We start from the raw sequence: 24,537 nt of genomic DNA on the forward strand, positions 1-24,537 counted from the left end.
ATCTCAACACTTTAGCTGTGCACAAGACCTTAAGTTATTCACAACAATAAAAAAGCGATACCTTTTTCAAAGTATCGCTTAGTATTAATCAGGTCTCGTTTACCGTTTCAGTAACGCTTAATGGCCACCTAGATACGCTTCACGCACCTCTGGATTAACCAGCAACTCATCCCCTGTTCCTGTCATGCGAATTTCACCATTCACCATCACATAGCCTCGATTCGCTAGTTTTAGAGCATGGTTAGCATTCTGTTCAACAAGGAAAATCGTCATACCGGTACTGGCCACATCTCTGAGTATTTGAAAGATTTGCTTCACGATAATAGGTGCTAGGCCTAAGCTCGGCTCATCCAACAAAAGCAGTTTTGGACGACTCATTAATGCACGCGCAATCGCTAGCATTTGCTGTTCACCACCAGACATGGTTGAAGCACGTTGATTACGACGCTCCAACAGACGAGGAAACAGTTCAAACATATGCTGCATATCTTCTTCCGCATGATCCATACCAATAGGAATAGTCCCCATCAAAAGGTTCTCTTCCACCGACATACTGGGGAAAATACGGCGCCCTTCAGGAGATTGAGCCAAACCGTGAGATGCCACATAATGCGAAGACTTTTGAGAAATATCCTCACCTCGGTAAATGATTTCACCTGATGAAATACGCGGCTGGCCAAAAATAGACATCAAAAGCGTAGACTTACCTGCACCATTGGCCCCAATCAAGGTCACTATTTCACCTTCACTTACTGTCAAAGACACTTTCTTTAACGCTTGGATTGGCCCGTAATGGACATCAACCTCTTTAAACTCCATCAAAGATGTCATAGGGTCACCTCTTCGCCTTCTTCTGCACCGAGATAGGCTGCAATCACTTTAGGGTTACTCCGAATGTCCTCTGGGCCGCCCTTAGCAATCACTTCACCATGGTCCAAAACAACAATGTAATCAGAGATATCCATTACCATTCCCATATCGTGCTCAATCAGTAGTACTGTCGTATTATGCTCATCGCGTAATACACGAATCATTTTAGTCAGCGCTTCTGTTTCCGATGGATTCAAACCTGCAGCAGGCTCGTCCAAACATATAATTTCTGGGTTTGTACACATGGCTCGCGCAATTTCTAAACGACGCTGTTGTCCATAGGAAAGCTCCCCAGCTAAACGATTTGCAGAATCCACAAGATCCACTACACCCAACCAATAGAAAACACGATCTAACGCCTCCTCTTCCGATTTTTGGTAAGACTTAGTATTCAAGACACCTGCAAGCATACTGCGATTAGCACGCATATGCTGAGCAACCAGCAGGTTTTCAACCACCGACATTTCTTTAAATAGGCGAATGTTTTGAAAAGTACGAGACAAACCCGCGCGATTAACCAGATGCGACCCACCAAACATTTTATATTTAAGGCGGCGAAAAAAAGCAAAGGGAGAAAGAAAATCTGTGGCTTGGAAGGGCTCTCCCAACACTTTGATAACACTGGTTTCTTTATTTTGCGCAGACAAAGTAATATCGCCACCCGTCGCCTTATAAAAACCCGTTAAACAGTTAAATACGGTTGTTTTACCCGCACCATTAGGACCAATCAAAGCCGAAACCGAACCTCGTTTTATATTAAAGGTCACATCATTAAGCGCCTTGATGCCACCAAAGTGCATCACCAAGTTTTCAACTTTTAAAATATGTTCTAGGCTCATTTCACTACCCCTTTTCTCGCAGCGAAACCGGTTCGTGTGACACGAACAATGCCTCGAGGTTTCCAGATCATCATTACCACCATCAAAATACCAAACATTAAGACTCGGTATTCAGCAAACTCCCTTAACAATTCAGGTAATACCGTCAAACAGAAGGCAGCAATTACCACACCTAATGTGGAGCCCATACCACCTAATACCACAATGGCTAGAATCAAAGCCGACTCAAAGAAGGTAAAGGAAGAAGGGTTAACAAAACCTTGGTAAGTAGCGAAAAACACACCCGCTAAGCCCGCTGTTGAAGCGCCAATCATAAAAGCAGAAAGCTTAACCAGCACATGGTTTAAACCTAATGAGCGACAAGCAATTTCATCTTCACGTAGCGCTTCCCACGCACGACCAATCGGCATTTTCACCAAACGATGCTTAATAAAGAGCACAGCCCAGACCACAGCAAACAAGACCAAATAAATAAACATATATTTGTAAGCGGAATCGTAGGGGATGTTAAAAAATTCGTGAAAGGTCTCACCATCTCTTGACCGACGTTTGAATTCTAAACCAAAGAAAGTCGGTAACGGTGCAGAAATACCATTAGGACCATGGGTCAAAGAAGTCCAGTTCGTCAAAATTAGACGAATAATTTCACCAAAACCCAGTGTCACAATCGCCAAATAGTCGCCATGCATCCTCAGCACAGGGAAGCCTAATATAGCTCCAGCCATAGCGGCAATAAGCGCAGCGATAGGCAACATAGACCAAAAACCTAGACCTAGGTTTTCATAGCCCAATGCCAAACCGTAAGCACCAATAGCATAAAAGCCAACAAAACCTAAATCCAATAAACCTGCCAAGCCAACCACTATATTTAGACCAAGACCTAACAGTACATAGATCAAACCAAGAATAATGACGGTAAGTACATATTTAGAGGCAATGAAAGGCACTAAAAGTCCAATCGCTATCACCAAGGGCACAACCCATAGCAGTTTAGACTTATGATCAGGTAACCGAACAGCGACCCCTTCATCATTGTTAGCATGGCGAAATGCCATGGCAATGCCTTTTTCTGTCTGAAAAAAACAAGAAATCGCAAAGCGACCAATCACTACGACAGCAACCATCCAAGCAACTTTGCCGAACTCTGCATTAAAACTGTAGCCATCTAGAACCACACCGACAATAGGACCAAAAACGATCAGCGCCATGAAACCTGCGACAAGGGCATCAATGACACTTTTTTTGTAATTAATTCCAGCTGTAGCACTCATCTATACTTTCTCCACTTCAGGTTTGCCAAGAAGGCCACTTGGGCGAATAATCAAAATGAGAACCAATAATGAGAACGAGAAAACATCTTTATAATCAGAGCTGATCAGACCTGCGAATAGAGCTTCTGACAAACCAAGAACAAGTCCACCAAGCATGGCACCAGGTAACGAGCCAATGCCTCCTAATACCGCTGCAGTAAAGGCTTTAATGCCGATAATAAAACCAACATAAAAGTCAAATGCGCCATAATCTAAGGTGATAAGTACACCGGCCAATGCCGCCATCGTTGCACCAATGACAAAAACGATGGAAATAATTCTGTCCGTATTGATACCCAAAATAGAGGCCATTTTACGGTCTTGCTGAGTCGCACGACACATGCGCCCTAATTTCGTTTTTTGAATAATATAAGTCAGCACCCCCATGCCTATTAAGGAGGCAACAATAATAAAGATTTTCATGTAGGTAATTTGCACAAAGCCATCACCAACATTAAAGCGTAAAGCGCCGCTTAATAAGGTTGGCACACCCTGCTGGTTGGCGCCCTGACTAAGCTGTACATAATTCTGCAAAATAAGAGACATACCAATCGCTGAAATCAACACAGATAAGCGACTAGAGTTTCGTAATGGACGATAGGCTATACGTTCAATTACCCAACCATAAGCGCCAGTCACAGCAACAGTTAGAAATAACGTACCTATAATAATAATGGGAAAAGATTCAATACCGAAGAATGTTAGAAGAGCAATTGCAATCGCTGTGATATAAGCAGAAACCATGTAAACATCACCATGGGCAAAGTTAATCATGCCAATAATGCCATACACCATGGTGTAGCCAATCGCAATAAGTCCGTAAACAGAACCAAGGGTAAGACCGTTTACCAGCTGCTGGAGAACGATATCCATCGTAAAACCTCGTGGGAATTTTAGAAAATATAGAGAGGAATGCTTGCCAACAAATGTTTGTTGGCAAGCATAATTACAAGGCTATAAAACTAGTTTAATTGATGATATTCGCCTTTCGCGTTCCACTCATACATAACGTAGTCGGAAACTTTCAAATCACCTTTACTATCAAAGTCTTTTTTACCCATTACCGTCTGAACAGAATGAGACTTCAACCAGTCGGCGCCCTTAACAGGGTCTAGGTTATTATTCGACAATGCGGCGGCAACCACCTGCATCGCAGTGTAAGAGTAAAGCGTATAACCTTCTGGCTCATAGCCATCGCTACGGAACGCTTCAATCACTTTTTTACCTGAAGGATAAGAGGTTGGGTTGGCACCAAATGTCATCAATATACCATCGACATACTTTGGCGAGCCAGCAACAGAAACAAACTCATCGGAAACGATACCGTCACCTGACATAAAGATGGCTTTAGAGCCCTGCTCACGTAGCTGACGAACTAGCGGGCCTGCTTCAGAGTGAAGACCACCAAAATAAACTACATCAGCATCCACCGAACGGACCTTTGTGACCAAGGCATTGAAATCTTTTTCGCCGCGAGTCAAACCTTCGTACATGACTTCCTTAACACCGTAGGAGTTAAGTGTTGCTTTTGTCGTATCAGCAAGCCCTTTACCGTATGAGTCCTTGTCATGAATGATAGCAATTCGCTTAGCGTTAAGAGTACCAACCATATAGCTCGCTGCAACATCAGCTTGCTGATCATTACGACCGCATACACGAAAAACATTAGGAAGACCAGGGTCTGTAAGCCCATCAGCCGTTGATGCAGGCGTTACCATTAACACGCCAGCCTCTTCATAAATACTTGATGCTGGAATAGAAGAAGATGAACAAAAGTGTCCAACAACAGCAACAGCATCATCCAAATCAACAAGACGGTTAGCAACCGATACCGCTTGCTTAGGCTCACAAGCATCATCTGCTTTTACAAGCTTAATCATTTCTCCATTTAGGCCACCAGCAGCATTAATGTCAGCCGCTGCTTTTTCCGCCCCTTTCCACAATTGCAAACCGAATGCAGCATAAGCACCGGTATGAGGACCCGCGACACCAATCACAACATCGGCTTGTGCCAATGTTGCAGCCCCAGCAACAGCAAGAGAAAGTAGTGTTTGTTTAATAACCATGTTTGACATAAGAAAAGCCTCTATTTCGTTTTGGTTTTTATCGTTGTTATTCAAAAGCAAGAAGCGTTCCAAAAATTAACCTCCAGAAAACAGCGTTAATAATGGAACTGTCACAGCAACTATTCAAAAAATGTGCACTATAACGTGGCTAAAGAGTAATCTTTGCGTGACCCATGGTCAATAGAGGTGCACAACTATCACAAAAATAAATGTCGCCTTTCAAAGAAAAAGCAAAATATATCTCTTGAAAAAAGGAAAATTCCAGTTTTTTATTCCAAAAAAATTAAAAAACACACTATAAGTAAAAGAACAAAGAAAAACAATTGGAAGCAGAAAAGGGCAGAATTATTTCGAAAGGACAAGTAAATTAAAAAATATACTACCTAATAAATTTAACGCAAAAGGCAACAAAAAAATTACTAAAAAATCCGGTTTTTTATCAAAAAAATCCGCCTTTATTTAAAAGTAACTTATTATAATAGACCTTCTCACGACATTATGAACAAAACTTAAGACGGGTTAAAAATAGATCAAGAGCTTCGAGCCTATTTTTAACCCTGTATTAGCTGCAATAACAGTTATGGAAGGTGCGAAACCACAAGGATGTGGTGTAGTAGAGCAGGAGCAATTACCGTAACAAGGAGACTTGCCCACGCCGTCATTACACAAAGACGCTATAAAAGAGATTATTAATGGTTAATATGCTGAGTTTTAGGCGGTAGTAACACATCAAGCAATGGAACAAGCTGCACCCCATCACCTTTTAGTTGCTGAAGGCGCTTTTTCAAGTAAGCCGTGGTCTCCGGATAAGGGTGACCTATTGCTAAGGCACTACCATGACGTCGAGCTAATTTAATTAAGCGAGCAAACTGTCGATCTATCGCCTTTTCAGAACGAATATTATCTAGAAACACATCTCTACTGGCCGTTCTCAACCCATGATTTTCGGCCGCTTGTCTAGCGACACTTTGAGGGCTTGTTAAACTATCAATAAAAAACAACGAACGCCCTGTTAAGGTTTCCATCACCCAATCCATTGCCTGCTGCTTGGTGGTCAATAAGCTTCCCATATGATTATTAACGCCTTGAATACCAGGCAAGCCATCAATATCTTGATTTAGAGTCGCTTGTAACTCCTGCTTAGTCATATTAGCGTAAAGGCCACCCGGGCCTAACTTTAATTCACGCTGATTTTCCATGGGGGCATGCAACAGGGTGACTCGACCTTGCTCTTGAGCACCAAGAGCCGTTTTAGAAGCAAAGGGAGTGCCGGGTAAAATCGCTAACGCGACTTCTTTAGGCAAAATCAAAGAAGATTCCATACCATGGCGGTTATACCCCAAATCATCAATCAGAATCGCAATACGCGGCATTCTAGGATGGTTATCAACCTCTAACATTTCAGCAGGCAGCAATGGCTTTTCTTTTTCAGGTAAACCTAGAGAATCTAAAGAAGGAGGAAGACTATCAGGCTCAACTTCCAAAATAGGAGCCATTGCAGGAAACCAAGGTTCTGTATGATCTAACAAAAAATGAGGCTGTGATTGAGCCTTTTTACCCCTTGGCGTTTTCAGCTCTATAATGACAGGCCCTAAAGATTCAGGAGAAACATGCTGTGCTTCGCTTCCTTCATCATTCTGCTCTTCATAATAAACACCATCAACAGAACTATTGTCTGTTGCCTCATCAAGCAACTCTATTTGAGGAGCCTCTATTACCTCTGACACAAGATCCAAAACAGGGCCAGAAGACGTCTCTTCAACAACATTGGCTTCAATCACTTCCACATCATCTAATAACTCAGAAGACGCATCATAACTGTTAGCAAACACTAAAAAGATTGAACAAGACAGCAAGGTAACGACTATTTTTATTCGGTAACTAGATAAGGCTTTTAACGTCAAAAACGCCATAATACAAAGGGTCTTCATTAATTAGTGAATAAACTTGGGCAGCGCTTTTAAAATAGTAACGGCCTGAAACAATTGAAAATCCTTCTCTGCTAGTTCACTTAACTCTATTTTAACATCAGCACTGGTGCGTTCTTTACCACCGGTACCATTACTCAAATGGCCTTTCAGCTCGGCCTCTTTAACAAAAAACTGTTCTTTATCAAAAGATAAGCTTGCCTGTGGAATCATCAGGTCCGGGGTAATGCCTTGTGCTTGGATGGAACGTCCATTTGGTGTGTAATAAAGTGCTGTCGTCAACTTCACCGCATCACCATTAGATAAGGGCACTATCGTTTGCACAGAGCCTTTACCAAAGCTTTCTGTACCGACGATGATGGCTCGCTTATGGTCTTGCAAAGCACCAGCGACAATCTCCGACGCCGAGGCAGAGCCTTCGTTAATTAACACCACCACTGGAACCTTAGCCAACCGAGTGTTCTTGCTTGACGCGACATATTGGCTTTTCGACATTTCATGACGTCCATCGGTATACACCACGATGCCCTTATCAATAAAGGCATCAACAATCCCCACGGCACTTTGCAAAACGCCTCCCGGATTATTACGTAAATCTAAAACAGCGCCCTGAATCTTGTCTTCCTTGCTTAGCTTATCAATAGCGTTATAAAGCTCGTTATCACTATCACCTTGGAATTGGCTGATACGAAAATAGGCAATGCCCTGTCCTAGCCATTTTTCACTCACGCTGGCATCGGTTACCAAACGACGGGTCAACTCGTATTGTTTAATTTGACCATCCCGCTCTATATCTAAGGTCAAATCAGTACCCACTTCACCACGCATTAAGCCGATGATATCCTGCATCCCAAAATCCGTGATCAAGGTATTATCAATTCGTACAATCACATCGCCAGGTAAGATACCAGCTTCGGCAGCAGCAGAGCCATCGACAGGAGAAACCACAGTTAAGCGTTTATCCTTCATTTCTACTTCCACACCGATACCCGCATACTTGCCAGAGGTTAGCTCATTAAACTCAGCCAACTCACTTTTCGTAAAATATTCAGAATGAGGATCGAGGGCGGATACCATACCTTTCAACGCTTTGTGTAGCACTTCCTCATCAGAGAGCACCTCCACATAGCCTTCGCGAATGGTTTCAAAGGTACCAACAAAAGATTGAATCTCGGCAATAGGCAATGTAGGGGGCGCTTTCGAGTCCGCAGCAAATGACGACTGCACGGATAAACTTGCGAATAAACAAGCCATGCTCAGGCCCAAGGTTTTTATCATATCTATTCCTATCACATCTTTAACCGGATTTAACCCAAGAAAGAGCTTTTAAAGGAGTACCATTATGTCGAATGGCAAAAAACAAACCAGAATCTAGTCGACCACCTGTGCTACCTGCCGTTGCTACAATATCATTTGCACCAACCCATTCACCAACTTCTTTCAATAAACTTTGATTATAACCATAGAGTGACATATAGCCTTCACCATGATCTAGGATCAACAAAAAACCAAACCCTCTAAGCCAATCTGAAAATACGACTCGGCCAGAAAAAATGGCACGTACCGCCTCTCCTTCTTTTGCCTTTAACGTCACACCACCTAAATTGACTCGACCACTAGAAGATAAAGTAGCAAGACGCGCAAGAGGACGTACAAGTTTGCCACGCTGAGAAGAAAAAGGCACATCTTGATCTGGAATATCCACATCAGCAAGCGCCTCTTCTAGTCGCTGTAACATTTCTCGAAGGTTTTTTTGATCTTGTAAAAGCTGCTTGGCACGGCGATCACCTTGGGTAAGGTCTTTATCTAATTTGGCCAACAACTTACGACGCTCAGCCTGCTGTTGTTTAAGACTATTGCGCCGCTCCGTTAGAATCACTTCATCTCTGGCCTGCTGAGCCCGCTGACTACGAATACTCTTCTCAACAAGATTTAAATCATTGACCTCACTGGTAAAGCCATTAATCAAAGATTGTCTAGCATTAGAAAAATAACGATTATACTGCACTAAGCGTTGGGCATCTTCGGTATTAGAACCGTTCAATAGCAGCTTAATGCTTTCTTCACTGCCAGAACGATAAACCGCCCTTAATTGGGCGGCTATTTGCTCATTCTGTTGTTGAATACTCAATTGGAGGGTTCGTTGTTTTTGCCTTAACTCCCCCAATTGTTTATCGCCTTTTTGTAGGCTTTGCTGAATATTTTGAATTTTTTTAAGCAAATCTTGTATGGTTTGCTCTTTGCTCTCTAGTTGCTTCTCCACATCCGAGCGCTCAGACTTCAGATCCTTTAACCAGCTATTGAGTTTTTTCAAATCCTTTTGCAATGTTTGAATCTGCTGCTTCGCTTGTTCCGGAGTCTGAGGCTCACCTGCCGCCAAGCTTAGACTGGACAGAAGCAATAAAAGCGTACCAAACAGATTCCGATATAACAGAGTCATGCTAGCCTCACACTCGAGAGAGCAAGCTTACGCCTGTCATCTCAGCTGGCTTATCCATCCCCATCATGTCCAATAAGGTTGGTGCGAGGTCACACAGAGCACCTTCTTTTAGACTCAGCCCTTTAGTAGGAGAAAACAACACCAAGGGCACAGGTCCTATCGTATGGGAAGTAAGAGGTTGCGATCCATCATCACTCAACATCTGCTCTACATTACCATGATCCGCGGTAATCAGACATTGACCACCATTTACCTCAAGCGCCGCAATAATACGTCCCAAGCAAGCATCAACTGCTTCTACCGCTTTCACCGCCGCAGCAAAAACACCGCTGTGACCGACCATATCACCATTAGCAAAATTACAAATAATCGTATCGTATTTACCCGCTTCGATCACCTCAACCAACTTATCGGTAACCTCTGGGGCACTCATTTCAGGCTGTAAATCATAGGTTGCGACATTAGGTGATGGAATAAGCTCGCGCTCTTCCCCATCAAATAAGGCTTCTTCACCGCCATTAAAGAAAAAAGTAACATGGGCATACTTTTCCGTTTCAGCAATACGAAGCTGCTTCTTGCCATTTTTGGCCAATACTTCACCCAGCGTATTGCTCAAAGCAACCGGAGGAAAAGCCACATCGGCGGCAATATCAGAGGCAAATTCAGTGAAAGTAACGAAAGACGCTAACTTAGGGTAAACCGCACGCTCAAAACCAGAGAAGCCGGAATCAGTAAAAGCTCTTGTTAGTTGGCGGGCACGGTCTGGACGGAAGTTGGCAAAAATCATAGCATCGCCATCTTGCACTTGTACCGCTTCCCCTATCACACTGGCTTTAACAAACTCATCATTTTCATCTCTATCATAGGCAGCTTGAATTGCCTGTTGTGCAGTATCTGCTTGGAACTGACCTTTACCTAGTACAATGGCATCGTAAGCCGTTTGCACTCTATCCCAACGGTTATCACGATCCATCGCAAAATAACGCCCCGTCAAGGTCGCAATTTTACCTATGCCTAAGTCGGCTAATTTAGCTTCTAAGTCAGCAATTGGTGAACTAGCAGAGCGCGGGGGAGTGTCTCGACCATCAGTAAAGCCATGAACATAAACCGCTTTTGCGCCACGTTTCACAGCCAGCTCACACATCGCCATAATCTGTTCATGATGGCTATGAACACCACCATTCGATAGCAAGCCTAAAACATGAACCGCTTTACCTACCTTTACGGCTTTATCAACCGCATTAACTAAAGCGGCATTGTCAAAAAAAGAGCCATCTTCAATGGCTTTGCCAATGCGCGTGAAATTTTGATAAACAGTGCGACCCGCACCAATATTCATATGACCTACTTCTGAATTACCCATTTGCCCTTCAGGCAAACCCACAGCAAGGCCGGATGTTTTAATTAAAGAGTGAGGTTGGTTCTGCCAAAGAGCGTCCCAATTCGGTGTATTTGCTGCAGAGATGGCATTCGATTTAGAGGTTTCGCTATAGCCCCATCCATCTAAAATAAAGAGTGCTGTGGTCTTTTTGTTCATCTTCATTTATCCCGATAAATAATCATAATATTGATACGATACTATCATAGGCTTGTAATTTAATTACAGCTCCTACGCCTATTAAGAGCATTCATTTAATCAATTACACTTTGTCAGCAACCAATCTCGAAAGGCAACCACCTGTTCTAAGTTTGCTTTATCCGCAGGGTAAGACAAAAGGTATTCATGGGAAGTCACAACGGGCTCGCCAAATGGCGCCACCAGCTCTCCATTAGCGATACTACGTTGTGCAATGATAGTTGGCATAATCGCAACCCCCATACCGTTCTTAGCCGCTTCAAGCAGCATATGGAAATGAGCAAAAGATGCCCCAGCAAACGAACCGCTTTCCATACCTTGAGCCACCATCCAATCCGGCCAAGCATTAATGCGTGAGGACAAGTGCAAAAAAGGGAACGCCATCACATCTTCCACTTGCCAATCGTTTAAAGCATTCGCCTTATCGGAAGTGAGTAATAAGCTTGGAGAGCATACGGCAATAACATTTTCCCGTAATAGTTGATGAGAGACTGCCCGAGGCCAATGATCACCACCATAATGCAAAATAATATCAATGTTTTCAGGGTCTATTTTTGCGGCATCGTCTAAAGAACGCACTTTAATTTGAAATTGCGGATGCGCATTTTGAAACTCAGCAAGACGAGGCATGAGCCAATAGGAAGCAAACGTAGGTAAAGCAGAAATCGTTAAGGTAGTTTTTTCATCTTCCCGGTGCAACATGCGTAAACACGCGTTTTCCATACCATCCAGCAAGGGCACCACTTCTTTGTAATACGCGGCTCCTGTCCCTGTTAGCACTAAACGTTTGTTAAGACGAATGAATAAGTCCCGGGCGAGAAACTCTTCAAGGTTGCGAATCTGACGACTTACTGCACTTTGAGTAAGATGCAATTCTTCCGCAGCACGGGTAAAGCTAAGGTGCCTTACAGACGCTTCAAAACATTTCAGAGCAGTTGACGATGGAATATAACGGCGCATGTAGACGTTACTCAATTAACCAATACTAGAAGAAGCTAACTCTATCCTATAACTCCATGATTCCCAAACAATAAAACAACAACCGCACCATAAGGATGCATTTATTCCAACGCTAAATAACAATCAAAAAAATGATTCCCAGGAAGGACTTAGTCCAAAGCGTGGGCCTTCTGCCCTAAGTGATAAGCCTGAGCACCCACCTCATAAAACACACGCTTCAACTCCCTAAATGGCACATCTCTTAATAAAGTCGTGGGAATAGACAAGTTGTCTCGCTGACCTGTAAACCATTGCGCTAGTTCCATGCCAACCACAGTCCCCGGACCAATGCCTCGTCCGCTGTAGCCTGCCACACTAAACAAGCCATTTTGTAACTGCTGGCAATGAGGTAAATGGTCTTCACTGTAAGCTATCTTCCCTGTCCAGCAATAATCCCACTCTACCTTATTGAGAACTGGAAACAGTTCTTTCACTCGTTGGGATGCCCAATTTGCAAGAACATCCCCCTTCCCCCCCATACCACCAAATACCAAGCGGCCTTGCTGATCTAATCGAAAAGAACTCATGACAGTACAGGTATCCCAAACGCCCTCTTTATTTGGCAAAATGCTGGCCAATTGAGCATCAGATAAAGGCTTACTCGCTAATTGACTATAAAAAATCGGCACAAACTTTCGTGCCTGTTCTTTTACGCCCTGTTCACTATACGCATTAGTCGCCAATACCACTTTCGGCGCGCGAACTTCCCCCTGCTGGGTCTTAACCAGCCACCCCTCTTCATAGGGAGAGATATTCTCTACTGGAGAGTAATCAAACAGTTTCGCGCCTTCTTCCAAAGCGGCTTTGGCTAAACCTCGTGCGTAAGCCAATGGCTGAATCGTTCCAGCGCGTGGGTCGAACAAGGCAGAGTTGAATTTTTCCGAGCCTATACGCGCCTGCGCCTCTGATGCAGACAATAATTGTACTGGGGCCCCACGACGCGCCATTTGCTCATAACGACGTTCTAATTGCGCCAAGCCAGATTTACCCACACTGGCATGCAAGGTGCCATGGCGAGTGGCTTCACACTCAATAGCGTATTCATCTATCAAGCCATAAACATAATCTGGTGCTACAGCGAGTGCGTCGTACAATGTTCTTCCGGCTTCTAGGCCAATGGTTTTATCCAGTTGATCAGGCTCCATCCATAAGCCTGCATTCGCTAAACCAACATTTCGACCTGAACCACCAAAGCCAATTTCTTGAGCCTCGACAACCGCCACAGAGAGACCAAATTTCGCCATATGAAGCGCAGCAGACAATCCGGTGAAACCACCACCGACAATAACGACATCAGCAACTAAACGACCTTCTAACTTGGATAATGAAGGAGCGGCTGGCGCACTGGCTCGCCATAGGGAATCACATAAGGGTTCAGGCATAACGACCACCTTGAAAGCGATTATTGAGGATGATCAATAAAAAAAGCACAGTTAAGGAGGGCCTTAACTGTGCTAAGGGAGGACGATTATTCGAAAACAATACCTTGCGCTAATGGCAAATCACCACCGTAGTTCACGGTATTTGTAGTACGACGCATATAGTTTCTCCACGCATCTGAACCCGATTCACGACCACCGCCCGTTTCTTTTTCACCACCAAACGCCCCACCAATTTCGGCACCAGAGGTACCAATATTCACATTGGCAATACCACAATCAGAGCCAGCTGGAGACATAAACATTTCGGCTTCACGCATACTTTCCGTGAACACAGCAGACGAAAGGCCCTGTGGTACTTCGTTCTGAATCTCAATCGCCTCGTCGAATGAACGATAAGTTAAAACATACAGAATAGGCGCAAAGGTTTCTTCATGAACAATGGGCGCATCATGGGCAATACGAACAATGGCAGGACGAACATAGAAACCACCAGCAGGAACGTTTTCTGTCACACGTTCACCGCCACAAATAATGTCGCCGCCTTGTTTTTTCGCCGTGTCTAAAGCCGTTTGCATACGATTAAAGCTGCCTTCATCGATTAGTGGCCCCACTAGGTTGCCTTCGATTAATGGATTGCCAACTGGCAGAGAACCATAAGACTTCGCCAAGCGCTCAACCAAACCATCCACAATAGATTCGTGGGTAATCAAACGGCGCAATGTGGTACAACGCTGACCAGCTGTACCGGCCGCAGAGAAAACAATCGCACGTAATGCAAGCTCTAAATCCGCTGTATCAGAAACGATCATCGCGTTATTACCACCAAGCTCTAATAAAGAACGACCAAGACGACCGGCAACGGTTTTTGCAACCTCACGTCCCATAGTGGTAGACCCTGTCGCAGAAACCAGAGGGAAGGTCGTGTTAGAAGCAATCGCTTCACCCAACTCACGATCACCAATCATCACAGACACCGCAGCTTTCGGGATATCAGGCATATCGGCAAGAACATTTTGCGCAATTTGGTACATAGCCAAGGCACAAAGCGGTGCTTTTTCAGAAGGTTTTAGTAGGATTGGATCACCGCAAACCAGACCCAGCATGGCATTCCAAGCCCACACTGCCATAGGAAAATTAAACGCGGTAATAACAGCAACAGGACCAAGTGGCTGCCATTGCTCCATCATGCGATGTCCCGGACGTTCAGACACGATGGACAAGCCATGTAGCATACGAGATTGACCAACGGCGAAATCACACACATCAATCCACTCTTGTACTTCACCCAAGGCTTCAGGAACAATTTTACCCGCTTCTAAAGAGATCACTTGTGCTAATTCATTTTTGTATTTACGTGCTTCGTCACCAATACGACGAACTAACTCACCTCGACGTGGCGCAGGAATAGTGCGCAATACTTTAAAAGCATCTTTTAATTCCGCATTCACTTTTTCAAGTTGAGCAGGTGTAGCATTGTTAAAAGTAGATAACGTCACACCATCAATTGGGCTTTGAGCAGAAAACGTACTGCCTTGGCCCATTAGCTTTGTATTCCCTGTTAATACACTGTAATAAGTGTCACCGTCTTTTAGCGTATTTATGCCTAATGTGTCCAAGCAAGCTAACGTCATCATAAAACCCCATCAATCATTAAGTACGAATTCCCTCCACCATAACCAGCCTTACTATCAATGAGAAATATAGATTTCCTGCTAGTGGTCTAGTTTTTACCTATAGCTTGTCCCATACTCATAATACGAGTTCAACAGAGGCCACCATGGATATTCGCTCATTACGCTATTTTATTGCTGTGTATGAAGAACGCAGCCTCAGTGCCGCCGCTAAACGTTGCTTTGTCGCCCAACCTTCCATCTCCACCAGCATCGCTCAATTGGAAGATGACCTAGACGCTAAGCTCTTCGTCCGCCACTCCAAAGGGGTATCACCCACAGATAACGGCACTCAACTTTATCCCCATGCCTGCAAAATGGTCGGCGACCTCAGTGCGATGCGTAATTTATTTGTTGATTCACCCACCCCACTATCACTTTCCATTTCTCTGACACCTTTTTTATCAGGCTCCTTAATCAGCCAAGTCATCAAAACCATGCTCAATAAAATTCCGGGACTCACTCTTAACCTAGTGGATGAATCCGAAAGTGCTGACTTACGCTTTACCTGTGGTCGCTACACCACAGAAGAAGACATCTTCTATCCGCTGTGGGAAGACGATTATGTAGTCGCCATGCCGCTGGATCATTGGTTAACCGATTTTGCCTCTATTTCCATCAAGCAAATCGATAAACAGCCTTTCATCTCCCGTACCCCTTGTGACATTTTGGAATCTTGGAATTACCTAATGCAAAAACAAGGCTTAACCACAGACATACGAGCTCAAGTAAAAACAGAAGAATATGCCTTAGATCTAGTGGCAGCAGGACTCGGTATTTCCTTGATACCCGAACACTCATCGCGGGGCCGCAATGACCTATGCCTTAGACCACTAAATGATGTGAAACTAAAACGCGTGGTTGGCCTAGCCCATAGAAAGGAGCAAAGTTTTCCAGCCCATTTAATCAACACGATTTTAACGGCGAAGCAGCAGCTTAAAATAAACAAAAGCGTGATCGAGCCAAAGCTCGCATAAGTTTTAGGCATTACAAAGTGCATTTTTACCCTTTGCACCGCCTACAGCGACTAGATTAAAGTGCTAGCATTATTTTCAGCAATACATCATTGGAGTAAGCATGACACCGACAGAATTTTTTGCCTCCCTATGGGACGTTTATACCAAGGTCACTCCACAGGCTCAGCGTATCCAACAGCTGTTTCAAAGCCATGGCGAAACGGTACTCAATGACCACGTTGCGTTTCGCACCTTTAACAATTCACCGATCTCTTTAGAAAAGCTAGAACCGCAACTCGAAGCTATCGGCTACAAGGCCTATGGCGCTTTCCGTTTTGACAGCAAACACCTAAAAGCGCGCTGCTATAAACACCAAACGGATGTGGATTCACCAAAGATTTTCCTGTCCGAATTATTAGTAGAAGAACTGCCTCAACATTGCCAAGACATTATTGGCAAGTTTATCGCGCAGATCCCAACAAACATGGTGCAAACCCCAGCGATTTTCTGGTCAGGAAAATTATGGGATACCCCAACAGAAGCAGATTACCTTGCTCTTGCAGAGCATTCAGAATACGCCGCTTGGTTATCCACCATGGGACTACAAGCTAATCACTTCACCGTGAGCATCAATCACCTCAATAAATACCCCACAATCGAAACAGTGAATCAGTTACTGCTCGATGAAGGCTATGCGTTAAATCAGGTTGGCGGTGTCGTAAAAGGCTCACCTGAATCCCGCCTAGAACAATCCTCTACCATGGCGGACAAGATTGACTACCACTTTGCAGAGGGAACAAAACGAACGATACCAAGCTGCTTCTACGAATTTGCCCGCCGACATCCGCAACGAGATGGCACACTGTTCGATAGCTTTATCGAAGGCAACGCCGATAAAATCTTTGATTCAACCAACGTAAACTAACTAGCAAATTCATAACGAGCCTTAATTGGCTCGTTATTCCTGACTTATTACGCTCATCTCATCATATCTTTGTCACCTTTCTCTGAGAGTATGTACCCATTCCGTTCGGCGTGTATAATGCTGGCAGTTTAAATATGGGCTTTACGATTATGATGAACCAACTTATTGAATTTTCTATCAACCACTGGGAAATGGTCGCTGTCTTTTTAGCGATTCTTGCCACTCTGCTTTTTGTTGAGAGCAAAAGCGGCGCTCAAAGCTTAACGCCTTCCGCGGCAACAAACCTAATGAATACGGAGGAGGCTATTATTGTCGATATTCGTCCTGAAAAAGAGTTCAAAAGCGGCTATATCACAGGCGCATTGAATGTCCCTGCGACTAAAATGAAAGACAATCTGACCCGTCTTGAGAAACACAAAGATGCCCCCATTATTCTAGTTTGTAAGTCTGGCGTAACTTCTGGTGCAAGCGCTAAAGACTTGAAAAAAGAAGGCTTCACTAAGGTATACAAACTTCAAGGTGGCATTGCAGAATGGCAATCATCTAACCTGCCACTGGTTAAAAAATAAGAGAGGCGTTTCATGGCCACAGTCACTATCTATTCAAGCGATTTCTGTCCGTTTTGCGTTCGTGCAAAACAGCTATTAGCCGCAAAAAGTGTTGCTTTTAACGAAGTTCGTGTTGATGGACAACGCGAGCTTCGCCAAGAGATGATGGATAAAAGTGGTCGTCATACCGTCCCTCAAATCTGGATTGATGAATTACACGTTGGCGGTTGCGATGAGTTATACGCTCTTGAACGCGAACAGAAGCTAGACACCTTACTGACTAAGTAAAAGGATGAACTAAGCAGTAATAAGATCCACCTTATATTTCACTTACACTTAAAAAAATAAGGAACAACCATGTCTGATACAACTGAAGCGGCTGCAGCAACTGAAGCTCAAGGCCCACAACTAGCAATGCAACGTGTTTTCTTAAAAGACATTTCTTTTGAATCTCCACGTTCGCCCATGATCTTTCAGGAAGAATGGAAACCTGAAGTGGGTTTAGAACTAAACACGAAAAGCCGCCAAGTCGCTGAAAGTGTTTTCGAAGTAGTTCTAGAAATTACCGTTACGGTTAAAAATGGCGAAGAAACAGGCTACCTAGTCCAGGTTCAACAGGGCGGTTTATTTGTCATCTCTGGTCTAGATGACCAACAGCTTCACCACGCACTCGGCGCTTTTTGCCCAGCGACACTTTTCCCATATGCCCGTGAAAATATCGATGCGGTTATTGTAAAAGGTAGCTTCCCTGCGGTTATGCTTGCACCAATTAACTTTGATGCTCTCTATGTAGAAAGCCTACAGAAGCAGCAAACTGAAACAGAACAATAAGTTCTTCGTTTCTTTATCGCAAAAAAAGGAGGCTATAGGCCTCCTTTTTTTGTAGCATGTTTAAAGGGTTTCATTAACCAATACAGACAGCGAAGTAGTCATGCAGAAAAAAAAGAAAAAACCTTGCCCTAATTGTATTAAAGCACGCTGGTTTATCCTCTATCTAGCCTGCTTTGCATTACTTGGTTTACTCTTCGTCGCTAAGTTTTTAGAGAAAGGAAGTCTATAGTGAAGTGGCTTGTACTCTGGATCAGCTTAACGCTTCTTTCTGGCTGTGCTACCTATAAAGAGGATATTGAGGCAGGCCTCAATCTAGCCAAAGAAGGCGAATGGGAATCAGCCGAAGCCAAACTTGAAGGCGCCCTAGATAGCCAACAGGACAAATTACTCTACTACTTAGAAATCGGTGCTTTGGCGCAAAACCAAGGCGATTATGAACGCAGTAACCAGTTACTAGAACAAGCCGACCGACTGAGTGATACCTTTTTTCAGGACAACTTTAATAACCGCGCTTGGGCACTGCTTAGCAATCCAAGACAAGGCGATTACCGTGGTAATGGCCTAGAGAGAATTTACATCAGTTATTTAAAGTCCCTCAATTATCTTGCCCTAGCGAAACAAGCCAAAACCCAGTCTGAAGCACGGCAACTCCAAGACTCCGCCCTAGTAGAAGTCCGTCGTATTGATATAAAACTCAATGAAATCAAAGCGCAAACGCCAAGCTATCAAGACCTTAATGCCAAAGAGAACCAAGCCTTCTATTTAAAAGCACTCAACTGGCTAGGTAACTTCTATACTGGCGGCCGTGATACTGAACAGTACCTCTACCGTGATGATGCTTGGGCTCGCTACCTAGAAGGCCTGCAATATGAAATGAGCGGCGACTACGATGACGCCAGAATCAGCTACCAAAATGCCGCTACCCTCTATGAATCTGGCTATGCAAAACAATATGAGTTATCTAAACTCACAACAGAGCGGGCTTGGCTAGACTGTATTCGCATGATGCAAAAAGGTGGCTGGAGCCAAGATGATATCCAACGCTTAAGCACACAAAAGCTTTCTGCACCGATGCAAGAAACCCTAAAAGCTTACCAGCAGGGAAACTCAGAATTAGTGGTACTAGAACACCAAGGTTTTATTCCCGACAAAAGTGAAATGACCTTACTTCTCTATGCCGCTCCCAATGCCCATTCTCTAGTATTAGAGCCCTTACATGGTGGTGGAAATATGGAAACAAACGATGCTTTTCGTTGGTTCACCATGGTGTATGCAGACATCAATCCGCTTAATTTACTCGCCAATTATAAAACCGGCGGGGCTTGGGGAAGCTTCTCAGGGATTTTTACCAAACGCATTATGTTGGGAAGATCTGCTTGGCAACAGCTATCCAGTGTAAAAGTCGATACCCTTTTAACTCAGCAAAGTATACGCGTCACCGTGCCCTATTACCGCCGCTTCACCTTAGACAAACACATTCCTAAACTACAAGCGAACAACACATCAGACAGCTTAGCTACCACCAATACATTGCAGATGACATCCTTGGCCGATATTGCCTTACAAGAACAACTGTCAGAAGCACAACGTGATATTTATGAGGGCCTAGTACGAGAATTATTACGCAGCTGGATCACCTTTCAAGCCACCAATAGTGTCGAAGATGAAACCGCCAGCGCGATACTCGGCCTGATTGGGCAAGTCGCCGTATTTGCTTCTTCAGCAGCAGACACGAGAAACTGGCTAACACTACCTGCACAGGTACGCCTAACCCGAGAACCACTGGCTCCCGGTGAATACTCACCCAGCTATAGCGTCAACGGAAAACAGTTTTCATTAGGGGAAGTAACGTTAGAACCAAACAAAATTGAAGTTTGGAACCTACGCAATCCTTATTAAACAGATTACACTAGACGTCTATTATCAGCCGTCTGAAATCAGATAACACCAGCAAAGGAAACGATTATGCATATCTCTGGATCAAGCAAGTTTCAATCAGCAAGTCTGCTTTGGAAGAATCTAGTCATTGTATTGATGGCGATTATTCTAGCGGCTTGTTCTAACACGGTTAAACGAGTCGACGTCAATGAGGAGGTCGCTCTTTCCGATCGTTGGAACGACATCGATTCTAAGCTCGTCGCCGAAGCCATGATGGGCGACATGCTGAGCTTCCCTTGGTACCGCGACTTCAACTTCAATAAAAAAGGTAACCCAACGGTTATCGTGCAAACCATTCGCAACAAGTCATCTGAACACATTCCAGTAGACACCTTCATTAATGATATTAAGCGCAGCCTACTTCGCGAAGGCAAAGTTGACTTTGTCGTCTCCGGTGCCGAACGAGAAGACATACGTAGCGAGCGTGAAGAACAAGAATTAAATGCTGCGCCGGGTACCGCCGCACAATTCGGTTTAGAGCAAGGTGCTGGCTTTGCCTTATCTGGTGCCATCAACTCTATTGTTGATTCCGATGGCGACAAACGTGTCACCTTTTATCAGGTCGATTTAAAGCTCATCGACATGACCACCAACCGTGAAGTCTGGAACGGTCAAAAAAAGATCAAAAAATTGGCTGAAAAGAGCTTCTTTTAATGAGCTCACTTTCCTTCCAACACCCTGTTAACTGGATGATAGCCATTGGTCTATGCATCAGTTTAACTGGGTGTCTTGGTTCCAATACAAAAGAGGGTGCGGATGCTGAAAAAATGCCCACTTGGGTGATGTCACCACCACAGGACAACACTCACTTATACGGTGTCGGTAGTGCGCCGCGCATTGAAAATATAGCGCTAGCCTTTAGCCATGCTGAGCAAAACGGTAATGTACAAATTGCTCAGCAACTGCGCACTCAAGTCAGTCAAGTGAATACCCAAAATACTCAGGTTTCCTCTTCTGGACACGGAGATGAGCAGGTTTCTAAAATACAAACCGCTTATACACAAATCACCACAGCGCCCCTTGAATTAGAACAAGCGGTCAACGAGCAGCGCTTTGCCGGTAGCAAGTATGTCTATGCTCTGCAGTCCATAGACCGTAGTCGCATTGTCAGCAAGCTTAAAACCGCCATTGTTGATCTAGATGATGCCATTCGCAAACAAGCCACAGCATTAACTACGACAGGCAATCAAGCCGCTGCTACCCAAGACTGGCAAATTTACATGCAGCTAATTCCACGCTTTGCTCAGCGTAAAGCCTATCAAGAAGAATTAAGCCTTTACTCGATACAACGCACCTTAGCAGGCCGTGCAGAAGCCGATATTCAAGCCATTGAGCAACAACTCAATCAAGCCCTATCGACTTACGGTTTTGATGTTTCACAAACACAACAAGCCAATCCACTTGCTAGCGCTTTATCAAAATACGGACTGACTCCTAAAGCCAACTCCGTGTTCCAGCTCAATAGCCAAACCTCACAACATAGCGAAACACAAAATGGGCGTTTCTATGTGTTTGAAGAAGGCACGCTGGAATTGATTGATCCAACGGGATCACGACTTGCCGCTTGGACAGTCAGTGCCCGTGGCATAGCCAAAAACAAAGACAGCGCAGCAGAAAAAGCCACCACTAACTGGTCAATGCAGGCAATCGAAGCCATGTTTGTTTGGTTAACACGATTACATTAAGACATTTGCACGGCTACTGCGCTTGCCAATACTTGGTTAAATAAAAAACGGCGCCGTTGAGGAGCGCCGTTTTTTATTTTCAAGGCAGTCATAGCGCCAAATTTATGGGCGCAGTAGTTCTAGTGTTTATTTCAAATCTTCATATGGCAAACCAACGTATTGCATCGCAATCACTCGGCGGCCTTCTTCATTGTCCGTGTAGAAGTTCAACTCTGAGCTCATAAATCTTTCATAGGTTTCGGCATCTGAACCATTGACACCGTCGTCACCAAAGTCGTGCAACATGTTAGTCATCCACCAGGAGAAACGCTCACCATGCCAAACACGGCGCAGGCAAATTTCTGAATATTGATTGATGCACTCTTTGTCACCCTCTTTATAAACACGGGTCAGTATTTTATACAGGGTCGCCACATCTGATGCAGCCAAATTCAAGCCTTTCGCCCCAGTTGGTGGCACGATATGCGCAGCATCCCCAACTAAAAATAAGTTACCGTATTGCATAGGCTCACAAACAAAAGAACGCAATGGTGCAATGCTTTTTTCAATACTAGGTCCAGTCACCAGTTTCTCTGCCACATCATCAGGTAGACGACGCTTCAGTTCCGTCCAAAAGTCATCATCACTCCAATTCTCCACCTTGTCTGTCAAAGGCACTTGAAGATAATAACGGGAGCGAGTCGCTGAACGCATACTGGTCATGGCGAAACCGCGATCTGTTTTACAATAAATCAACTCTTTGTTGACTGGAGGCGTATCAGACAATATGCCTAGCCAACCAAATGGGAAAACCCGTTCAAATTCTTTACGTGAGGACTCAGGAATCGTCGGACGAGAAACCCCATGGAAACCATCACAGCCCGCGATATAGTCACAATCAAGGCGATATTCTTTACCATCCTGTTCAAAGGTGACATACGGAAAGTCGGTTTTCACATCGTGTAGTTCAACATTACTGGACTCATAATAGGTCGTTAAACCTGCACCAGAACGGGCATCCATAAGATCTCGAGTCACCTCTGTTTGACCGTATACCATTACCGTATTGCCACCAGTCAGTTTTTCCAGCTCAATCAGTACCCGTTTATTATTAAAGGCTAACTCAACACCAGTGTGAATTTGCCCTTCTCTGTCCATGCGCTCACCAACACCGGCCTCACGTAATAAATCCGCCATGCCTTGCTCAAGTACACCGGCACGAATGCGGCCCAGAATATAATCTGCAGAAGCACGCTCAATAATCACATTATCAATACCCTGCTTAGCAAGTAATTGGCCAAGCAATAAACCTGATGGGCCAGAACCAATAATGGCAACTTGAGTTTTCATCATCTCTCTCCAATGTCTTATTATTTTGGATGCTGTCTATAAAACAGCATCGTGAACCTGCACCTATAATGAAAGATAATGAATGAATACGTTAGGTGATTTATGATCAAAATATTGTACTTTTTAATCACCTACTAATTTTTTCATGAATAAATAAATCTAATTACCTATCATTGCGACCTAGTGTTAGCACCAAAAAGCCTGTAATAATGTACTTATTCTTAATTCTCCAGAAAATGGAGATCTGTTAAAAGTACATTCCATTCATCTTTCATCAAAGAAGAAGATTAATGAAGCCTTCTAATATCCCTCACTTTGGCCTGTATGGAGACTCCAGCTGGATCAACGACCCAGAGTTTTTCCATATTGAAGACATTGAATCTCGCAGCAGTGAACTCGGCTGGAAAATCAGCCCTCACCGACATGCAAAATTGTTTCAAATCCTGATCTTGAGGTCGGGGGAAGCTAAGGTGCAATTGGATGGTCTACAGCAAAAATTATTAGGGGCATGGGCCATCATAGTGCCTGCTGGAGTGGTACACGGCTTTCGTTTTGCACCGGATACCGATGGTCGAGTAATTACTATCGCAGAACCTTTGCTAGAAGATGCTTACAAAGAAAAAGCAGCTAAATATATTAAGCCTCTACTCAGTCAGGCAGGACAAATTAACTTTAATGGTAACCGTAATGTCTTTAATGAACTCTGGCCCCTCATTCAACAGTTAGAAAGCGAGTCTTCCTATATACGCGAAGGTCGAGCCCTAATGAGTGAATACTTGATTAAGGCGGTTTTACTGTTATTGCATCGCCAACAAAAAACCAATGGTGATGCCAATGAAATCGCCAAAACAGGAAACGGTAACGCCCATCACCTTAAAGAATTGATAGAACAGCATTACCGACAACATTGGAGCAGCCATCAATACGCTGAAGCGCTAGGCACCTCAGCCAGTCGTCTAAACCGACTTTGCAAAGCCACCTTTGATCAAAGCGTACTCGACCTTATCCATGCTCGCCTGCTACTCGAAGCCAAACGCAGTTTGATCTACACAGTACGCTCTGTAGAAGAAATAAGTTACGAGTTAGGCTTCAAGGATCCGGGCTATTTCTCCCGCTTCTTTAAACGCTGTACCGGTGTGCCACCGGGTAAATTTCGCGCTCAAAGTAACCAAGCTTCATTATGATGAATTTTTCTAACCTATGAGCTGAGAATTGATCGTTTGTGAGTTCACCTACCAAATCCTA

General features: G+C 44.1%; 22 protein-coding genes. 9 read left to right on the forward strand and 13 right to left on the reverse strand.

Translation table 11 applies throughout. From position 1 onward, the window contains the following. Positions 1 to 117: 117 nt before the first annotated feature. The 12 genes from I8J31_RS09240 to amaB form a co-directional block, all read right to left on the reverse strand. The gene (locus I8J31_RS09240; RefSeq protein ID WP_199468114.1) at positions 118 to 831 is read right to left on the reverse strand and encodes an ABC transporter ATP-binding protein; all 714 of its coding nucleotides are present in this window, start codon (positions 829 to 831) and stop codon (positions 118 to 120) included. Then, entirely contained in the window at positions 828 to 1,709 is an 882-nt protein-coding gene (locus tag I8J31_RS09245) for an ABC transporter ATP-binding protein (protein WP_199468116.1), read from the reverse strand. The genes I8J31_RS09240 and I8J31_RS09245 overlap by 4 nt, the downstream gene beginning before the upstream one ends. Continuing rightward, positions 1,706 to 2,980, reverse strand: a complete 1,275-nt coding sequence (gene livM, locus I8J31_RS09250) for a high-affinity branched-chain amino acid ABC transporter permease LivM (RefSeq protein ID WP_199468118.1) — start codon at positions 2,978 to 2,980, stop codon at positions 1,706 to 1,708. Before livM ends, I8J31_RS09245 begins: the two co-directional genes overlap by 4 nt. Then, on the reverse strand, positions 2,981 to 3,892 hold the full coding sequence (locus tag I8J31_RS09255; protein ID WP_199468120.1) for an ABC transporter permease subunit: 912 nt from the start codon (positions 3,890 to 3,892) through the stop codon (positions 2,981 to 2,983). An 89-nt stretch (positions 3,893 to 3,981) separates the two neighbouring features. Beyond that, entirely contained in the window at positions 3,982 to 5,094 is a 1,113-nt protein-coding gene (locus I8J31_RS09260; protein ID WP_199468123.1) for a branched-chain amino acid ABC transporter substrate-binding protein, read from the reverse strand. Positions 5,095 to 5,774: 680 nt separating this feature from the next. Further along, entirely contained in the window at positions 5,775 to 6,998 is a 1,224-nt protein-coding gene (locus tag I8J31_RS09265; protein WP_233402676.1) for a divergent polysaccharide deacetylase family protein, read from the reverse strand. Positions 6,999 to 7,019: 21 nt separating this feature from the next. Next, complete coding sequence (locus I8J31_RS09270; RefSeq protein ID WP_233402677.1) at positions 7,020 to 8,291, reverse strand: S41 family peptidase; 1,272 nt, start codon at positions 8,289 to 8,291, stop codon at positions 7,020 to 7,022. Between the two features lie 19 nt (positions 8,292 to 8,310). Beyond that, positions 8,311 to 9,453, reverse strand: coding sequence for a murein hydrolase activator EnvC family protein (locus I8J31_RS09275; RefSeq protein ID WP_199468125.1), 1,143 nt, complete (start codon positions 9,451 to 9,453; stop codon positions 8,311 to 8,313). Between the two features lie 7 nt (positions 9,454 to 9,460). After that, positions 9,461 to 10,990, reverse strand: a complete 1,530-nt coding sequence (gene gpmI, locus I8J31_RS09280) for a 2,3-bisphosphoglycerate-independent phosphoglycerate mutase (RefSeq protein ID WP_199468127.1) — start codon at positions 10,988 to 10,990, stop codon at positions 9,461 to 9,463. A 99-nt stretch (positions 10,991 to 11,089) separates the two neighbouring features. Further along, on the reverse strand, positions 11,090 to 11,989 hold the full coding sequence (locus I8J31_RS09285; protein ID WP_199468128.1) for a LysR substrate-binding domain-containing protein: 900 nt from the start codon (positions 11,987 to 11,989) through the stop codon (positions 11,090 to 11,092). Positions 11,990 to 12,138: 149 nt separating this feature from the next. Continuing rightward, positions 12,139 to 13,410, reverse strand: coding sequence for an NAD(P)/FAD-dependent oxidoreductase (locus I8J31_RS09290; protein WP_199468129.1), 1,272 nt, complete (start codon positions 13,408 to 13,410; stop codon positions 12,139 to 12,141). An 86-nt stretch (positions 13,411 to 13,496) separates the two neighbouring features. Then, positions 13,497 to 15,041 (reverse strand): L-piperidine-6-carboxylate dehydrogenase, encoded by a 1,545-nt coding sequence (gene amaB, locus I8J31_RS09295; protein ID WP_199468286.1) that lies wholly within the window; start codon positions 15,039 to 15,041, stop codon positions 13,497 to 13,499. A 146-nt stretch (positions 15,042 to 15,187) separates the two neighbouring features. Here amaB and I8J31_RS09300 point away from each other — a divergent pair, with 146 nt between their 5' ends. The 8 genes from I8J31_RS09300 to I8J31_RS09335 all read left to right on the forward strand — a co-directional run bounded on the left by I8J31_RS09300 (position 15,188) and on the right by I8J31_RS09335 (position 21,963). Then, a complete protein-coding gene (locus I8J31_RS09300) occupies positions 15,188 to 16,057 on the forward strand; it encodes a LysR family transcriptional regulator (RefSeq protein ID WP_199468130.1) in 870 nt (289 codons plus the stop codon). Between the two features lie 100 nt (positions 16,058 to 16,157). Continuing rightward, a complete protein-coding gene (locus I8J31_RS09305) occupies positions 16,158 to 16,961 on the forward strand; it encodes a DUF1338 domain-containing protein (RefSeq protein WP_199468131.1) in 804 nt (267 codons plus the stop codon). 134 nt (positions 16,962 to 17,095) lie between these two features. Next, positions 17,096 to 17,530, forward strand: a complete 435-nt coding sequence (locus I8J31_RS09310) for a rhodanese-like domain-containing protein (RefSeq protein WP_199468132.1) — start codon at positions 17,096 to 17,098, stop codon at positions 17,528 to 17,530. A 12-nt stretch (positions 17,531 to 17,542) separates the two neighbouring features. Then, complete coding sequence (grxC, locus tag I8J31_RS09315; protein ID WP_199468133.1) at positions 17,543 to 17,797, forward strand: glutaredoxin 3; 255 nt, start codon at positions 17,543 to 17,545, stop codon at positions 17,795 to 17,797. Between the two features lie 69 nt (positions 17,798 to 17,866). Further along, positions 17,867 to 18,340 carry a protein-export chaperone SecB gene (gene secB, locus I8J31_RS09320; protein ID WP_199468134.1) on the forward strand — a complete coding sequence of 158 codons (474 nt, stop codon included), beginning with the start codon at positions 17,867 to 17,869 and terminating at the stop codon, positions 18,338 to 18,340. Between the two features lie 228 nt (positions 18,341 to 18,568). Beyond that, positions 18,569 to 20,239: a COG3014 family protein gene (locus I8J31_RS09325; protein ID WP_199468135.1), complete on the forward strand. Its 1,671-nt coding sequence runs from the start codon at positions 18,569 to 18,571 to the stop codon at positions 20,237 to 20,239. A 66-nt stretch (positions 20,240 to 20,305) separates the two neighbouring features. Continuing rightward, positions 20,306 to 20,932: a penicillin-binding protein activator LpoB gene (locus I8J31_RS09330; RefSeq protein ID WP_199468137.1), complete on the forward strand. Its 627-nt coding sequence runs from the start codon at positions 20,306 to 20,308 to the stop codon at positions 20,930 to 20,932. Continuing rightward, positions 20,932 to 21,963, forward strand: coding sequence for an LPP20 family lipoprotein (locus I8J31_RS09335; RefSeq protein ID WP_199468139.1), 1,032 nt, complete (start codon positions 20,932 to 20,934; stop codon positions 21,961 to 21,963). Before I8J31_RS09330 ends, I8J31_RS09335 begins: the two co-directional genes overlap by 1 nt. A gap of 126 nt (positions 21,964 to 22,089) precedes the next feature. On the opposite strand, the gene pobA is transcribed toward I8J31_RS09335, so the two are convergent. Next, on the reverse strand, positions 22,090 to 23,292 hold the full coding sequence (pobA, locus tag I8J31_RS09340; RefSeq protein ID WP_199468141.1) for a 4-hydroxybenzoate 3-monooxygenase: 1,203 nt from the start codon (positions 23,290 to 23,292) through the stop codon (positions 22,090 to 22,092). 290 nt (positions 23,293 to 23,582) lie between these two features. Between pobA and I8J31_RS09345 the strand changes: the two genes are divergently transcribed. Continuing rightward, on the forward strand, positions 23,583 to 24,476 hold the full coding sequence (locus tag I8J31_RS09345) for a helix-turn-helix domain-containing protein (RefSeq protein ID WP_199468143.1): 894 nt from the start codon (positions 23,583 to 23,585) through the stop codon (positions 24,474 to 24,476). The last annotated feature ends 61 nt before the right edge of the window (positions 24,477 to 24,537 follow it).

It is taken from the genome of Marinomonas transparens (assembly GCF_016463975.1).
GTDB classification, from domain to species: Bacteria; Pseudomonadota; Gammaproteobacteria; order Pseudomonadales; family Marinomonadaceae; genus Marinomonas; species Marinomonas transparens.

What these genes read in the sequence shown, in the direction of transcription:
- I8J31_RS09300 (WP_199468130.1), top strand. Translation starts at nt 15,188, where the DNA reads ATGGATATTCGCTCATTACGCTATTTTATTGCTGTGTATGAAGAACGC.
- I8J31_RS09345 (WP_199468143.1), top strand. Translation starts at nt 23,583, where the DNA reads ATGAAGCCTTCTAATATCCCTCACTTTGGCCTGTATGGAGACTCCAGC.
- I8J31_RS09285 (WP_199468128.1), bottom strand. Translation starts at nt 11,989, where the DNA reads ATGCGCCGTTATATTCCATCGTCAACTGCTCTGAAATGTTTTGAAGCG.
- I8J31_RS09310 (WP_199468132.1), top strand. Translation starts at nt 17,096, where the DNA reads ATGGGCTTTACGATTATGATGAACCAACTTATTGAATTTTCTATCAAC.
- livM (WP_199468118.1), bottom strand. Translation starts at nt 2,980, where the DNA reads ATGAGTGCTACAGCTGGAATTAATTACAAAAAAAGTGTCATTGATGCC.
- secB (WP_199468134.1), top strand. Translation starts at nt 17,867, where the DNA reads ATGTCTGATACAACTGAAGCGGCTGCAGCAACTGAAGCTCAAGGCCCA.
- gpmI (WP_199468127.1), bottom strand. Translation starts at nt 10,990, where the DNA reads ATGAACAAAAAGACCACAGCACTCTTTATTTTAGATGGATGGGGCTAT.
- I8J31_RS09330 (WP_199468137.1), top strand. Translation starts at nt 20,306, where the DNA reads ATGCATATCTCTGGATCAAGCAAGTTTCAATCAGCAAGTCTGCTTTGG.
- I8J31_RS09335 (WP_199468139.1), top strand. Translation starts at nt 20,932, where the DNA reads ATGAGCTCACTTTCCTTCCAACACCCTGTTAACTGGATGATAGCCATT.
- I8J31_RS09305 (WP_199468131.1), top strand. Translation starts at nt 16,158, where the DNA reads ATGACACCGACAGAATTTTTTGCCTCCCTATGGGACGTTTATACCAAG.
- amaB (WP_199468286.1), bottom strand. Translation starts at nt 15,041, where the DNA reads ATGACGTTAGCTTGCTTGGACACATTAGGCATAAATACGCTAAAAGAC.
- I8J31_RS09245 (WP_199468116.1), bottom strand. Translation starts at nt 1,709, where the DNA reads ATGAGCCTAGAACATATTTTAAAAGTTGAAAACTTGGTGATGCACTTT.
- I8J31_RS09240 (WP_199468114.1), bottom strand. Translation starts at nt 831, where the DNA reads ATGACATCTTTGATGGAGTTTAAAGAGGTTGATGTCCATTACGGGCCA.
- I8J31_RS09260 (WP_199468123.1), bottom strand. Translation starts at nt 5,094, where the DNA reads ATGTCAAACATGGTTATTAAACAAACACTACTTTCTCTTGCTGTTGCT.
- I8J31_RS09265 (WP_233402676.1), bottom strand. Translation starts at nt 6,998, where the DNA reads ATGGCGTTTTTGACGTTAAAAGCCTTATCTAGTTACCGAATAAAAATA.
- I8J31_RS09290 (WP_199468129.1), bottom strand. Translation starts at nt 13,410, where the DNA reads ATGCCTGAACCCTTATGTGATTCCCTATGGCGAGCCAGTGCGCCAGCC.
- I8J31_RS09255 (WP_199468120.1), bottom strand. Translation starts at nt 3,892, where the DNA reads ATGGATATCGTTCTCCAGCAGCTGGTAAACGGTCTTACCCTTGGTTCT.
- I8J31_RS09275 (WP_199468125.1), bottom strand. Translation starts at nt 9,453, where the DNA reads ATGACTCTGTTATATCGGAATCTGTTTGGTACGCTTTTATTGCTTCTG.
- grxC (WP_199468133.1), top strand. Translation starts at nt 17,543, where the DNA reads ATGGCCACAGTCACTATCTATTCAAGCGATTTCTGTCCGTTTTGCGTT.
- I8J31_RS09270 (WP_233402677.1), bottom strand. Translation starts at nt 8,291, where the DNA reads ATGATAAAAACCTTGGGCCTGAGCATGGCTTGTTTATTCGCAAGTTTA.
- pobA (WP_199468141.1), bottom strand. Translation starts at nt 23,292, where the DNA reads ATGAAAACTCAAGTTGCCATTATTGGTTCTGGCCCATCAGGTTTATTG.